This window comes from Ruegeria sp. A4 (genome assembly GCF_056543025.1).
This window is the reverse complement of the sequence record NZ_JBQGAW010000002.1, coordinates 359,736-374,685: the sequence shown is the minus strand read 5'-3', so window position 1 is coordinate 374,685 and position 14,950 is coordinate 359,736. Positions and strand designations below refer to the sequence as shown.

The following is a 14,950-nucleotide window of genomic DNA, read 5'->3' as shown; positions in this document are numbered from 1 at the left end:
ACATGATCATCAATCATCCACTGCTTGGCCCGCGAGACGCGTCCGAATTCACCTATCTGGGCGACGCGAGCCTGATCAATCGGCCCGACTGGCAATCCGACACGGCCGCCGCCGAGTTTCACGACTATGTCTACCTGCGCGAGAACCCGGCAGGAACCCACCGAGAGCTGTGGTTTCACGAGCAGGGCGACCGCTCGTGGCTGGTTGTGACACGCGACACGCTGACCCATGAAATTCTGGCAACAGAACTGGCGCGGGATGTAGCCCGCAAGACGGGACGGGGAAAATGACCCAGAACAATCGTTTGCAGGGCGGTCTGATCGACCGGTCCAAAAAGCTGCGCTTTACCTTCGATGGCAAATCCTACGAAGGCTATCAGGGTGATACGCTGGCCTCGGCGCTGCTGGCCAATGACGTGCGGTTGGTTGGCCGTTCGTTCAAATACCACCGTCCACGCGGTGTGCTGGCCTCGGGCTCGGAAGAGCCCAACGCGCTGGTCGAGCTGCGCACAGGCAACCGGCAGGAGCCCAACACACGCGCGACCACGGTCGAACTGTTCGATGGGCTCGAGGCGACATCGCAGAACCGCTGGCCCTCGCTCGCCTTCGATGCGCTGTCGATCAATGATCGGCTTTCGCCCTTTTTGACGGCGGGTTTCTATTACAAGACCTTCATGTGGCCCAAGGCGTTCTGGGAAAAGCTCTATGAACCGATGATCCGCAAGGCGGCCGGTCTGGGCAGCCTGACGCAGGAGGCCGACCCGGATATCTACGACAAGGGCTATTTGCATTGCGATGTCCTGGTTATCGGCGCCGGTCCTTCCGGCCTGATCGCGGCGTTGACGGCGGCGCGGTCTGGCGCGCGGGTCATTCTGGCGGACGAAGACAGCCGGATGGGTGGGCGTCTGTTGTCTGACTGTGACCGGTTCGAGGGCATTTCGAATGCCGATTGGGTCGCGCAGACACTGGGAGAACTGGCGTCGATGGACAATGTGCGCCTTCTGACGCGCACCACCGTGTTCGGCACCTATGATCACGGCATTCACGGCGCGCTTGAGCGGGTCTCGGATCACCTTGCGGTGCCCGAGGCGGGGAAACCACGCCAGATTCTGTGGCGCATCTACGCGAAGCACACGGTGCTTTGTGCCGGCTCTACCGAACGTCCGATTGCTTTCGAAAACAACGACCGACCGGGCATAATGCTGGCGGGCGCGATGCGGGCCTATGCAAACCGCTGGGCTGTGACACCGGGCCAGCGCGTGGCGATCTTCACAAACAATGACGAAGGACACCGCGCCGCACAGGATTTGATCAAAGCCGGGATCAAAGTTGTTGCCGTGATCGACCCGCGCCACGATGCACCACGCATTGCCGAATGTGAATTGCTGGCCGGGGCGCAGGTCACGAACACGCAGGGCCGTCTGGGGCTGAAATCGATCACCGTGCAGATGGCCGATGGTCAGACCCGCCCCATCGAAGTAAGTGGTCTGGGCGTTTCGGGTGGGTGGAATCCGAATGTGCAACTGACATGCCATCAGCGCGGCCGCCCGCAATGGTTCGAACCGCTTGCAGCCTTCATCCCACCTGTCGAACTGCCCAAGGGTATGAGTGTCGCCGGTGCCGCCGCGGGCAACCTGACCAGCCACGGGGCGATCGCCTCGGGCACCAATGCGGCACTTGCGGCGCTTGACGGGCTGGGGATCAGGGCCTGTCCGGTCGACCTGCCGAAAGCCGAGGATGATGAGATCCGTATCACCCCGTTGTGGCATGTGCCCGGCAAAGGCCGCGCCTGGCTGGATTTCCAGAATGACGTGACCGTCAAGGATGTCAAACTGGCCGAACAGGAAGGCTTTCGCAGTGTCGAGCATCTGAAACGCTATACCACCCTTGGCATGGCGACGGATCAGGGCAAAACCGCGAATGTCGGCGCGCTGGCCGTGATGGCCGAGATCACCGGCAAGAGCATTCCCGAAACCGGCACGACCATCTTCCGGCCACCGTACACGCCCGTGGCGATGGGGGCCTGGGCCGGGCGCTCGGTCGGAAAAGAATTCAAACCTACGCGACTGACGCCCAGCCACCAATGGGCCCAAGAACAGGGCGCGGTATTCGTCGAGGTGGGCCCCTGGCTGCGTGCGCAATGGTTCCCCAAGGCTGGTGAGACCCATTGGCGCGAATCCGTGGATCGCGAGGTTCTGGCTGTACGCAGCGGTGTCGGCGTCTGCGACGTGACCACGCTGGGCAAAATCGACGTCCAGGGCGCGGATGCCGCGGAATTCCTCAACAAGATCTATTGCAACGGCTTTGCCAAACTGCCGGTGGGCAAAACCCGCTATGGCCTGATGCTGCGCGAAGACGGCATAGCCATGGATGACGGCACCGCCGCCCGCCTTGCCGAGGATCACTTTGTGGTCACCACCACTACCGCAAACGCGGTTGGAGTCTATCGCCACATGGAGTTCGTGCATCAATGCCTGTTTCCGGACATGGATGTGCAGATGATCTCGACCACCGACGCCTGGGCACAATATGCCATAGCGGGCCCGAAATCCCGTGAGTTGCTGCAAAAGGTCGTTGATGACGGCCATGACATCAGCAACGAAGGTTTTCCCTTTATGGCGTGTGGCACGGTGACCATTGCCGGGGGGATCCCGGCGCGGCTGTTCCGCATCTCGTTCTCGGGCGAACTGGCCTATGAGCTGGCTGTGCCTACCAGGTACGGTGACGCGCTGATCCGACATCTGATGGCGCTTGGAGAGCCCTTTGGCGTAACGCCGTATGGCACCGAAGCGCTTGGCGTTCTGCGGATTGAAAAGGGCCATGCCACCGGAAACGAACTGAACGGAACCACCAGCGCCCACAATCTGGGCATGGGGCGCATGGTCTCAACCCAGAAAGACAGTATCGGTGCGACGCTCAGCGCACGCGAAGCACTGACCGATCCGGATGGCCTGGCTTTGGTCGGCATTCAGCCGGTCAACAATGCCGATACCGTGCTGGCCGGTGGCCATGTGTTCGACGAGGATGCGCCACACCTGCCGGAAAACGATCTGGGCTATGTCACATCGGCTGCCTATTCGCCGCACCTGTCCAGCAGCATCGGCCTGGCCTTTGTAAAACGCGGGACGCAGCGATTGGGCGACACCGTGCAGATTGTCAGCCCGGTGGATGACACCAACATCAAAGCGACGCTTGTCAGCGCGCATTTCGTTGACCCCGAAGGAGAACGGCTCCGTGCGTGATTTTGTTGCCAAGACCGCCATTGGCGGCAGTGAACCCAAACGGGACGTGGTCGGAACTCTGACCTTTCAGGAACGGGAAGATGTGGCGCTGGCATCCGTCTCGGCCCGGCTGGGACAGGAGGAAACCGTCAAAGCCAAACTTCAAACCGTTTGCGGAACCCCGGTGCCTGAGGCGGGGCGGTGGGAAAAGGGCGAAACCAGCAGCCTGCACTGGCTGGGCCCGGATCAGTACCTGTGCGAAGAAGCTTTTGCAGGCCCGTTGGCGCTGGCCAGGCGTTTGGAAACCGAACTGGCCGGCATAGCGTCAGTGACCGATCAGTCGGACGCGTTCACACGCATCGACATGACCGGGCAGGGCGCCACAGGCTTGCTGCAACGTCTGACCGTTCTGGATGTCGAGCAGATGCCGGCCGGAGCCTTCAACCGCACCGCGATCCACCATGTGGGGTGCCTGCTGCGCTGCAATGAAGCGGGAACGGATTTTTCGATCTACGCGCCACGCAGCTATGCGATTTCAGTTCACCATATGCTGATCGAGGTGGCCAGGGCCCTGTGAAGGACGGTGCCCAAAGGACAATGCCGCGTGTCTGGCGCCGCGGCTTCGGTCCTTGCGCTCCTGAGTCGGCGGCAGACCGAATTCGCGCCGATAGTTGCTTGAAAACGAACTGGCGCTGTCATACCCGACCGAAAGCGCGATTTCCTGCAAAGGCTGGTCGGTGTAAAGCAGTTTCTGCCGCGCCGCGTCCAGTCGCAGCCTGCGATAGTAGCCGCCGGGGCTGATCCCGGTTTCCTTCTTGAAATGCCGCTCCAATTGCCGGATGGACATGCCAACGCGTTTCGAAACCTGCTCGATCGAGATCTTGTTTTCGATGTTGTTTGCAAACAACTCGATGGCCCGCCGAACCGGGCGCGGCAGGGCATTGCGGGTCTGATTTTTGCTGTAGCCCGGCAAAACCTGCAACGTATCGGCATCACGCAAAGTCGCGTATTGGAACCAGCAGGCCGTTTCGACGGCAACCGCATCGGACACCTCGTCCGAAATCACGCCCAGCATGAACTCAAAAACCGCTGAAGTCCCGGCAAAGGACATTCGGTTGCGATCTATCGTATAGAGCGTTTCGCACAGGTTCACCCTGTCGAATTGTTCTTTCAAAGCAGCGGTATAGCAGAAATGCGCGCTACAGCTGTAACCATCGAAGAACTTTTCTTCCGCCAGCGCAAAAAGTGAGCCGCTGACCGAACCGATCCGCGCGCCACGGGACAAAAGCCGTCGCAGCGCTCCGCCCGAAGCCTTGCGATCCTTCAACCGGGCTGAGGCCCCGGCAAAGACCAGCACGACGTCGGTTTCCTCCACCTCGGACAATGCCTTGTCAGGGTTGATGCTGAGGCGTGAGCTGGACATGATCTGTTGTCCATCTTCCGAAACGACAGTCCAGCCAAGACCATCGCTGCGGCTGATCTCATTGGCCACGCGCAGCGGGTCGATGGCCATGGACAGGGCAGCAAGCGGAAAATCTTCGAGGCACAGAAAGGTGAAATGGGTCATGCTTTGTCTCTTTGCCAGCACGATACCCCAACTACACCGATTTCGTCAGAACACCAAACGATGGGCGCGACCGCGTTCGTATAGTTTTCGGTTCAACTCATCCGCTTCGGGCGCGCCGTATTCCAGCGCGAACACAAACGCATGTGTAAGGTAAAAACAAGCGGCGTCGAGATCCTGATTTTGCTCGGCCCGGTCGGCTGCCTCGTGGTAGAGCCGGATCAGCGCAGGCACATCATTATCCGCATGAGCCTGCAACAGGTGCTTGTCGAGTTCTTGCAGATCCAAGGTCAGCCTCTTACCGGAAACGCGAAGTGAGTTGGTCTGTACGCAATCATACGCTTTCTACCTTATCGCGCCTGAATCCTGATTTCCCAGCGCCGTCAACGATGCGGACCGGCACGTGATGAACCCATCACACGCATCCGCACGCGTCTTTGCGCGATCGCGGAACATCGCCTGCATCTGCGATGTTCCTGATTGCAAATGACCGAGCAGGGCGCATCCGTGGCGTCCTCAGCCCATGATCCGGCCGGAAAGCCGCCTATGCCTCGGCACGGGCTTTTTCGATCTGAGTGGCCACCCAGTGGTGGAAACAATGCGTTGGGCCATCCATCGCGGGCGAGAAACGGCCGCCGTCGAATTTGACACCATGACGGCCTTTCTGCATGCCCTCGACCACGAACACATCCTCTTCGAATACGGTTTTCCAAAGCTGCGCGTTCTTTGCGCGCAACGCTTCGTGCTCGGGTGCGTCTTCCGGTTTTTTGGCGTAGTATAGCTCGATCCTTTCGTTCGACCGCTCATGCGTGATCGGATCGATGATGAAGGCAAATCCATGGTCGCGTTGAACACCCAGCAAGGTGTTCGGGTACACGACGATGTATTCCGCCCCTTCGTTCCACTTTTCGCTCAGATTCTGGAAGTCACCCAGTTTTTCGCCGTTCTGACCTTCAAACTGCCGATAGACGTAGGTGCCCTGACCCGAATACTTGCCCAGTTCATTGATGTTGTAGTGGTCTTCCAGACGCGAATAGCTGTTGAGACCCGGGTGAACCCAGGGCAGGTGATAGCTTTCGCAGAAATTTTCGACCGCCAGTTTCCAGTTCGACTCCAGCTCGAGCCGGACAGACGCGCCGGCACCGCCATGATACATGGGCTGTTCAAAATCTTTCCAGCGTTCCATCAATTCGCGATGGACCTCTTCGAACTCCGGGGCGTTGCCATCCAGATTCACGAAGACAACGTCGCGCCAGACATAGGAACGTATGCGGATCAGGCCCAGTTCAGCAAAGTCCAGATCTTCATGCGTGTTCTGTCCGGGGCCACCGACATGCGGCGCAGTGCGCAGCTCGCCATTCAGGCCGTAACACCAGCTGTGATAAGGGCAACGGATCGCGCCGCGGATTTTCTGCGGCTTGTCGACCAAAATCATTCCGCGATGGCGGCAGGTGTTCTGGAAAACGCCGATCTGCCCGTCACGGTCGCGCACCATCAGAAGCGGCACACCGAGGAAGTCGATCGGAAAGGCATCTCCCGCTTCGGGAATGTCCTTGCCAAAACCGATGCCCGACCAGTTCGCGAACAGGACCGCCTGCCGTTCCTCGGCGAAGACATCGGGATCGATATAATGCTCGTTCGGCAGGCCCTTGGCGGTGTTTACCGGGGTCAGAACAGACGAAAGCGCTGAATGCTTGTTCATCGGTTGCTCCTGAGTAATTCGGAATGTGTTGAACGTTACTCCCATTGGCCGGTCGAGCCGGCTTCATTCAATATCAAAAAACCTCATGGCCGATTGAGGCAGACTAAACCGAACCCCCGGACAATTCATCCAGCAACCAGTTTTTCAGCGCCAGGGCACCTTCTGTCAGTTGGTCGTCCGGGCGACCGACGAGGTAAAAGTTGTTCGGGGCAGGGAGGTTGAATTCTTCCAGCGCAACAAGTTTTCCTGATGTCAGCATGGGCTGGATCAAGCGTTTCCACCCCAATGCAAGCCCGGCCCCTTTCCGGGCCAACTGCAACGCCAACGCATAGCTGTTTACGCGCGACTGCACCGGTACAACTCCGGTATATCCGAGGTCGTGAAACCAAGACGGCCAAGTGGTCCAGGTGTTGTCCTGCGTTTCAAGGTGGATCAGGCGACGTTCGACCAGGTCTTCAAGGCTTGCCCCCTTCAGTTCCATGGCCATCTCGGGGCTACAGACCGGCGTCAGAGTATCACGGTACAGTTTAGTATGGTTCAGCTGCGAGTTCACGTCACGACCGTAACGGATGAAAAAGTCGATATCCGGTCTGTCCGAGAATGGCTTGTCTTGCGCCATCTGGTTCACTTTTACGTGCGGGTAGTCTTGCCAGAACCGGATGACCGACGGAGAAAGCCACAACGCCGCGACAGCGGTCGTGGACCCGACCGTCACCGGATTTTCTGAATCACCGCTGCGAATCTTTTCAAGCACCTTCGATATCTGCCGGAACGACGAACCGAGCACCTCGAACAGGTCCCGGCCATCCTCGGTCAGTTCCACGCCCCTGTGCTTTCTGACGAACAGCGCCGAACCCAATTCACTTTCCAGCGCTTTTATCTGGTGGCTGACAGCGCCCGGCGTAACCGACAGTTCGCCGGCCGCTTCTTTGAAGCTGAGATGCCGCGCGGCGGCCTCGAAGGCCGACAAAGTCGTGAGTGGTGGAAGATTATAGTGGCGTCGTGACATGGTTGCTGCGTTGCTCAAAAGGTAGAGGTGAGTTTAATTCATCCGAATGTGAGAAATTTTGCAATTGAAATCTATGTTTTTTCCTGCTGTTTGCGATCGGGTACAGGACCAAAGTCGACCGAGAACGAACAGGATGTGTGATGGATACACAAGTTGCCCGCCTCGTGCGCAAAACACGGCTGAGCCCGGACACGTCCGATTTTTGCTTTGAAATCGAAAACGGCCGCTTCACAAGCCTTCAACCCGGCGCACATGTCGATATCCATCTGGCCGACGATCTGGTGCGGCAGTATTCACTGTGGAATTGGAGTCAGGACGGCCGTGTAATCAATGTCGCCGTCAAACGCGAAGATGAAGGGCGTGGCGGCTCGGTGGCCATGCACGCGCTTCAAGAAGGGGCGATGGTCGAAATCGGCGGGCCGCGGAATCACTTCAAACTCGAAAACCACGATCGGCATGTCACGTTGATCGCAGGCGGCATCGGGGCGACTCCGCTGATTGCAATGGCGCGGGAACTGATGAATCGCGGGCAGGATTTTCGGGTCTACTACCTTGTAAGATCAAGAGAATTTGCAGCGATGGACGCGCAGTTCAGGGCCCTTGGGCTGGAGGAATGGTATCATTTGCATTGCGATGACACAGACGGCAGGTTTGATCTGGCATCGGTCATGCAATCGATGCCCGTCGGTGCGGATGTGTATACCTGCGGACCTGAACCGATGCTGAATGCTGTTTTGGAAGCAGGTGCATCCTTGCGTGGCGGGGCAATCCATTTTGAACGATTTGCACCCGCCTCTGACATTGACCACGACCCAAACGCGGAATTTCAGATCGAAATTCAGTCAACCGGCGCGGTCTACCCGGTCGGAAAGGAGGAAACCATTCTCGAAGTATTGCAAAGCAACGGCGTGCAGGTCGATTTCGGCTGCTCTGAAGGGTTGTGCGGGTCATGCATTGTTGACGTAGTGTCAGGGCAGGTCGATCACCGCGACGGAATACTTACACCGCAAGAGCAGGAGAGCCACGAATTCCTGTGCACCTGCGTTTCGCGGGCCAAGTCCGATAAACTGGTTCTGAAGCTGTGAAAGACGCAGTTGTCACAACAAATCATGGCGCCGTAGTGTTCTCGCTAACATCGCAATCGAGTGAATTCGGTGGTCGCTTCATGTGATCGAAGTGTCGGATTCTCAAGTTAGAACATCTCACCCTTGCTATAGGTTTTTCGAAACTGGAAACCCAACAACCACTTTGGATGCTGCGACGTTATTCAACCTCAGGCTGACTTATCACCAGGACCGGTGATGACAGCAGGCAGCAAGTAATCGGGAGGAAATTTGCAGTAAGAGACGTAATGGGAGCACGCGTAATTACTGCAAGCCCAAGTTTGGGCTGAACACAACTCACCATCGGTTTGTGCATCGTGCATGATTGTCCACGTTGTGCAACGCGATGTTTTCCAGAACTTTTTTCAGAAGAACAAGAACGACACACTCGAGGAGGAACGCGCGATATGTCGATACCCGAACCTTTCACGGACGTTGAAATAGAAACGGCTGATTCCGGATTCTATGAAAACTACAGCGTCCCAATTGCCCTGATCAGCAAGGCCATCATGGTCGGGCTGGTCCTGTGGGCCCTGGTTTTCCCAGCGAATGCAAACAGCACATTGGGCAGCCTGAACAGCCAGTTGCTGGAGGTCTTCAACAGCTTCTACATCGTCATTGTCGGTTTTTTCTTCTTCTTCCTGGCCGTTGTTGCGATCATTCCGTCCACGGGTCGTCGGATCATGGGAACGCCGGGGGAAAAGCCCGAGTTTTCGAACTTCTCATGGTTCTCCATGATGTTCGGTGCCGGTCTTGGTGTGGGGCTCATGGTTTTCGCCACAGCAGAACCGCTGGGCCTTTGGGGATCTAACCCGGTTGTCGTTTCCGGCGCGGTCGAAGGTAACACACCTGAGGCATTGCAATCGGCTTACCGCTTCACTTTCCTGCACTATGGCTTCCACGCCTGGGCGATCTACGTTGTGACCGGTCTGTCGTTGGCTTACTACGCTTACACACGCGACATGCCTCTGACGATCCGCTCGGCGTTGACTCCGCTGTTTGGCCGTTTCGTCAACGGCTTTTTCGGCCACGTGGTCGACGTTTTGGGCGTTGTCGCGACGATCCTCGGCGTTTCCGTAACCATCGGTTATGGCGTCAGCCAGTTCATCGACGGACTTTATGCGATCACCGGCATGCAGTGGATCATGGATTTGGGCGGCGAGGTGCCGACCCCCAGCAAGGTTGGTCTGATTTCAGGCTTGGTCGTCATCATGGGCCTGTCGATTATTTCGGCGGTATCCGGTGTTGGCCGGGGTGTTAAGTACCTGTCCAACCTGAATCTGGTGCTGTCGATCATCTTGCTGGGCACTTTCGTGGTCTTCGGCTCGTTTGTCTTTGCCATGACCACTTATGGTACTGCCATGGTCGATTATATCCTGCACTTCCTGTCGCTCAGCTTCAACGCCTATGGCCCGCTGTCGGCCGAAGCATTCGCAGCGGCCCTGCCGGCCGAGGCGCAAGCACATGCCGCAGACCTGATGGCAGGCGCGACCAACGCCTGGGGCAGCTTCGACGGCTTCAAAAGCGGTCTGGAAGGCGCAGCAGCCGAGTTGGACGAAGCGACGTTGGCCGCCGCTTATGCTGCGGGTGAGCAAGGTCGTCAATTCGGCTGGCAGGCAGGCTGGACCACCTTCTATTGGGCATGGTGGATCGCGTTCTCGCCGTTCGTGGGTCTGTTCCTGGCGCGCATCTCCAAAGGTCGCACCGTTCGCGAGTTCATCTTGGGCTGCGTGTTCGCACCTGCGCTGGTGTGTTTTGCCTGGATGACCGTTCTCGGCGGCACAGCGATCGATCTGGAACTGGCAGGCGCGGCAGAAGGTGCGATCATCGGTGCATCGAACACCAACAAGCTGTTCACCACACTGTCCTACATGATCGACGGTGGGCTATTGTCCATGCTGAACGTCATGTGCGTGATCCTGATCATGACCTTCCTGGTGACCTCGGCGGACTCGGGTATTCTGGTGATGAACACCATCATGTCAGGTGGTAGCCAGGAAACCGGTATCAAGCACCGCATCATCTGGGGTGTGATCCTGACGGCAGTGATCGGTGCGCTGATCCTGGCGGCGGGTGAAAACAACCCTATGGACGCGCTGCGCAATGCCATGATCATCGGTGCGCTTCCGTTCACCATGGTGATGGGCCTGATGTGCGTATCGCTGGCCAAGGCGCTGTTCCGCGACAGTCAGCGTGACAAGCACTCTGCCAGCAGCACGCAGGCAGCCGAGTAACGCGTAGGCAAAAGAAATAAAACCTGGTCAGGCCGCCCCATCTGGGCGGCCTGTTCTTATTTGGCAAAGCGTCGCCTTTGACGTGAAAAACCCCAATATCACCCCGAGGCCAAAGCCGCACTGATCGGCGAACCAAACCTGCCCCCTGTCGATCGGCCGAATACCCCGTACGTCCGTCGCCCTTGGCTGACGTGGTGACATTTTGCACACCGGACCGGCGAGGGCCGAATCACCCGCCAGCTACACCCGCCAAGTTCGATTTCCTTGCGGTTGCAACTTAGGTTGCAGGGCCGCCTTAGTGCTATGGGCAAGGACTAGCGCTTACCTTGAACGGCATCGCTCAAAGTTTCGCCACCGATCTGGTCGTTCGCGCCTTGCGCAAGGCTGGGTGGGGCAAGGTTTTGGTCAATATCGGAGAGTATTATGCAAGTAGCCATCAGTGGCTGCTGGGTGTCTCGGAGCCAGTGTACGGACCTGTCGAAGTCACGCATTTGAAAGACCGCGCTATCGCTACGTCCAGTCCCGGCGCCATGCGTCTGCGGTCCGGCAGTGCTCACGTAATCGACCCGATGGGCGAAAACGCTCCGCTTTGGTCAACGGTCAGTGTCCAGGCACCGGATGCTACAACGGCAGACGCGCTTTCAACGGCATTCTGTCATGCTTCTGAGGCTGAAATAGCAGCGACCCTTGCGCGGGCAGCCGGCGAGCGCATCGCGATCTGTGTACGCCCCAATGGGAAAGTGGTGACGCTGCAAGGATAAAAAGCCCCGGTTAACACCGGGACTTTTCGATTTTCCCGACCAATTCTTTACAAGCAGTCTTCAACCGCGCGTTTGGTCATGACCGAAACAAGATGCGCCCGATACGCCTTGCTCCCATGCAGATCCGCAATCATGTTTGCCGGGTTTACACGCAGGTCCATAAGGGCATCAGGGCGAAACTCCTTGTTCAGCGCCTGTTCAGCCTCGGACCACCGGAAAACGCCGTCCTCGCTCGCGCCGGTAACCGCGACGCGTACGCCGTCCGCAAAGCGAGCCAGGTAGACCCCAACAAGCGCAAAACGCGACGCTGGCTGAAGGAATTTCCGGTAGCTCGCGGCTTGCGGTACCGGGAAACGGATTGATGTGATGATTTCACCCTCATCCAGTGCTGTCGTGAACATTCCCTGGAAAAAGTCATCGGCGGCAATCTGGCGCGTATTGGTCACGATAGTCGCCCCTGATCCCAATACGCCTGCCGGATAGCAGGCCGCAGGGTCATTGTTGGCAACCGAGCCGCCAATCGTCCCGCGGTTGCGGACTGCCGGATCGCCAATCTGACCGGCCAGCGCTGCAAGCGCTGGATACGACCCTGCGGCCTCGCGGGCGACGACAGCGTGGGGCGTCGCGCCACCGATCGACACCGATCCGTCATCCTCGATGCAAACGCCTTGCATCTCGGGAATTCCGCTGACCGACACCAACTTGGACGGGGCCGCCAACCGTTGCTTCAATGTTGGGATCAGCGTCTGTCCGCCCCCCAACGCCTGCGCATCCTCGGCGGCCAGTGCAGCAACCGCATCAGCAATGGTCGAGGGTTTCTCAAACTCGAAATTGTACATTTCGCTCTTCCTTTCCGAAAGGCGCGGAACCGCCCTTCATCTGGCTGTAAATATCCCGGGGAGCGCGAGGGGCTGGCCCCTCGCACACCAACCTCTCCACTCAGCTGTTCATCGCCGCCCAGACGCGCGACGGGCTGACCGGCATGTCGATATGGTCCACCGCCTTGCCGCCCGAATTCAGCGCGTCAAGAACCGCGTTGACGACCGCAGGTGGCGACCCGATCGCACCGGCTTCGCCACAGCCCTTTACGCCCAGGGGATTGTGCGTACATGGCGTCTGGCTGGAATGATCTACGCCGTAGAATGGCACGTCATCCGCACGCGGCATCGCATAGTCCATGAAGGACGCACTCAGCAGCTGGCCGTTTTCGTCATAGGCACAGTTCTCAAGCAGCGCCTGCCCGATGCCCTGACCGATACCGCCATGGACCTGACCATCCACGATCATTGGATTGATGATGTTGCCGAAATCATCCGCCGCAGTGAATTTCTCGATACTGACCTGACCGGTTTCCGGATCGACCTCGACCTCGCAGGCATAGGCGCCTGCCGGGAAGGTAAAATTGGCCGGGTCATAGAAAGCGGTTTCCTCCAATCCGGGCTCCACTTCCAGCGGATAGTTGTGCGGGACATAGGCCGTCAGGGTCACATCGCCCCAGGCCACTGACTTATCAGTACCCGCAACGCTGAACTGACCGTCCTTGAGCTCGATATCGGCCTCGGATGCCTCCAGCAGGTGGGCGGCGATCTTCTTGGCCTTGTCGATCACCTTTTCGGTCGCCTTGACCATAGCCGAGCCACAGACCGCCAGCGAGCGCGAGCCATAGGTGCCCATGCCGAACGGAATCTTCGAAGTGTCGCCATGCACGATCTCGACCATCGACTCGTCGATACCGATCATGTCGGCCACCACCTGCGGAAAGGCCGTCTCGTGTCCCTGTCCATGGCTGTGCGCGCCGACCATGACGCTGATGGAGCCTGTCGCATTAACCCGAACAGTTGCTGCATCATAGAGGCCCGCTCGGGCCCCGAGCATTCCGACAATGTTGGAAGGCGCGATGCCGCAGGCCTCGATATAGCAGTTGATGCCCAAACCCCGAAGCTTGCCGTTGGCTTCACTTTGCGCGCGCCGCGCTGCAAAACCTGCCAGATCGGCGGCGGCCTCAAGCTTGTCCATCGTTCCGTTGTAGTCCCCGGTGTCATAGGTCAGCGCCACCGGCGTGTCGTAGGGGAACTGCGTGATGAAGTTCTGTCGACGCAGGGCGATCGGATCGGCACCCAGTTCGCGCGCGGCTTTGTCGATCACACGTTCCAGCTGGTACGTCGCCTCGGGGCGGCCTGCGCCGCGATAGGCGTCCACCGGCACCGTATTGGTGAACATTGCCTTCACGTTCACCTGAATGACCGGCGTCTTGTAGTTGCCCGCCATCAGCGTCCCGTGCAGCCAGGTCGGGACCGAGCTGGAAAACGTCGACAGATACGCGCCCAGATTGGCGTATGTGTTGGTGCGCAGGCCGACGAAATTGTTGTCGGCATCCAGCGCCAGCTCGATCTTGCTGACATGGTCGCGGCCCTGTGCATCCGACATGAACGCCTCGGACCGGCTGGCCGTCCACTTGACCGGGCGGTTGCAGGCCTTGGCGGCAAAGGTACAGAATGCCTCTTCCGCATAGTGGAAAATCTTGGTGCCGAAACCGCCGCCCACATCCGGCGCCACGACGCGGACCTTGTGCTCGGGCAGGCCGAGCACGAAGGCGCACATCAGCAGCCGGATCACATGCGGGTTCTGCGACGTGGTATAAAGCGTATACTCATCCGTGCCCCGGCTGTATTCCGCCACGGCCACGCGCGGTTCCATCGGGTTGGCGACCAGACGGTTGTTCACAAGCTCCAGCGTGGTGACATGAGCGGCGTTGGCAAACACCTCGTTCACCTTGGCATCGTCCGCCTCACCCAGCTGCCAGTCATAGCAGATGTTGTTCTTCAGATCGTCATGGACCAGCGTCGCGCCATCCTGCGCGGCTGCCTTCATGTCGATCACCGCGGGCAGTTCCTCGATATCCACTTCGATGGCCTCAGCCGCGTCGCGGGCCTGCTCAAGACTGTCGGCCACAACGGCTGCGATCGGGTCGCCCACATGACGCACTTTGCCTTGCGCCAGAATGGGGTGCGGCGGCTCTTGCATCGGCGCGCCGTGCTTGTCGGTGACTTCCCAGCCGCAGGGCATACCGCCCACGCCTTCGAAATCCTTGCCGGTAAACACCTTGACCACGCCCGGCATGCCTTCGGCCGCCGAAGTGTCCACGGATTTGATCCGGCCATGCGCGATGTCGGACCGCAGAAAATGCACATAGGCCTGGCCATGCACGTTGATGTCGTCGGTATAATTGCCTGCTCCGGTCAGAAAGCGTACGTCCTCGCGCCGCTTGGAACTGGCTCCGATGCCACTGTCTTTGGGCATTGCTTGTTCTCCTCCCATAAACGGATGCTGCTGCATCCCTCACTCATCCCACGGGCG

The 14,950-nt window shown here is 58.8% G+C and carries 11 protein-coding genes and 1 pseudogene; 6 read left to right on the top strand and 6 right to left on the bottom strand.

The window, feature by feature from the left end:
• The first annotated feature begins 2 nt into the window (after positions 1-2).
• From ACR0E2_RS10940 to ACR0E2_RS10930, 3 genes are read left to right on the top strand one after another with little or no spacing between them, the layout of a single operon-like run.
• Positions 3-290: a sarcosine oxidase subunit delta gene (locus tag ACR0E2_RS10940; protein WP_171364392.1), complete on the top strand. Its 288-nt coding sequence runs from the start codon at positions 3-5 to the stop codon at positions 288-290.
• Positions 287-3,241 (top strand): sarcosine oxidase subunit alpha family protein, encoded by a 2,955-nt coding sequence (locus ACR0E2_RS10935; RefSeq protein WP_480446427.1) that lies wholly within the window; start codon positions 287-289, stop codon positions 3,239-3,241. The genes ACR0E2_RS10940 and ACR0E2_RS10935 overlap by 4 nt, the downstream gene beginning before the upstream one ends.
• The gene (locus ACR0E2_RS10930) at positions 3,234-3,797 is read left to right on the top strand and encodes a sarcosine oxidase subunit gamma (RefSeq protein ID WP_480446426.1); all 564 of its coding nucleotides are present in this window, start codon (positions 3,234-3,236) and stop codon (positions 3,795-3,797) included. The genes ACR0E2_RS10935 and ACR0E2_RS10930 overlap by 8 nt, the downstream gene beginning before the upstream one ends.
• On the opposite strand, the gene ACR0E2_RS10925 is transcribed toward ACR0E2_RS10930, so the two are convergent.
• From ACR0E2_RS10925 to ACR0E2_RS10910, 4 genes are all read right to left on the bottom strand, one after another.
• Complete coding sequence (locus ACR0E2_RS10925; RefSeq protein WP_480446425.1) at positions 3,756-4,787, bottom strand: GlxA family transcriptional regulator; 1,032 nt, start codon at positions 4,785-4,787, stop codon at positions 3,756-3,758. The two genes, ACR0E2_RS10930 and ACR0E2_RS10925, sit on opposite strands and share 42 nt — an antisense overlap.
• A 45-nt stretch (positions 4,788-4,832) precedes the next feature.
• Positions 4,833-5,072, bottom strand: a complete 240-nt coding sequence (locus ACR0E2_RS10920) for a hypothetical protein (protein WP_171119331.1) — start codon at positions 5,070-5,072, stop codon at positions 4,833-4,835.
• Between the two features lie 256 nt (positions 5,073-5,328).
• Positions 5,329-6,486: an aromatic ring-hydroxylating oxygenase subunit alpha gene (locus ACR0E2_RS10915; protein WP_480446424.1), complete on the bottom strand. Its 1,158-nt coding sequence runs from the start codon at positions 6,484-6,486 to the stop codon at positions 5,329-5,331.
• Positions 6,487-6,589: 103 nt separating this feature from the next.
• On the bottom strand, positions 6,590-7,495 hold the full coding sequence (locus ACR0E2_RS10910) for a LysR substrate-binding domain-containing protein (RefSeq protein WP_480446423.1): 906 nt from the start codon (positions 7,493-7,495) through the stop codon (positions 6,590-6,592).
• A 140-nt stretch (positions 7,496-7,635) separates the two neighbouring features.
• On the opposite strand from ACR0E2_RS10910, the gene ACR0E2_RS10905 reads away from it, so the two are divergent.
• The 3 genes and pseudogenes from ACR0E2_RS10905 to ACR0E2_RS10895 form a co-directional block, all read left to right on the top strand.
• Entirely contained in the window at positions 7,636-8,580 is a 945-nt protein-coding gene (locus ACR0E2_RS10905) for a PDR/VanB family oxidoreductase (RefSeq protein WP_480446422.1), read from the top strand.
• Between the two features lie 425 nt (positions 8,581-9,005).
• A complete protein-coding gene (locus ACR0E2_RS10900; RefSeq protein WP_480446421.1) occupies positions 9,006-10,832 on the top strand; it encodes a BCCT family transporter in 1,827 nt (608 codons plus the stop codon).
• A 320-nt stretch (positions 10,833-11,152) separates the two neighbouring features.
• Positions 11,153-11,593: pseudogene (locus ACR0E2_RS10895) on the top strand (FAD:protein FMN transferase); the annotation flags it as partial.
• 47 nt (positions 11,594-11,640) lie between these two features.
• Here ACR0E2_RS10895 and ACR0E2_RS10890 read toward each other — a convergent pair.
• Entirely contained in the window at positions 11,641-12,432 is a 792-nt protein-coding gene (locus ACR0E2_RS10890) for an FAD binding domain-containing protein (protein ID WP_480446420.1), read from the bottom strand.
• Between the two features lie 100 nt (positions 12,433-12,532).
• Entirely contained in the window at positions 12,533-14,893 is a 2,361-nt protein-coding gene (locus ACR0E2_RS10885; RefSeq protein ID WP_480446419.1) for a xanthine dehydrogenase family protein molybdopterin-binding subunit, read from the bottom strand.
• Positions 14,894-14,950 lie beyond the last annotated feature (57 nt).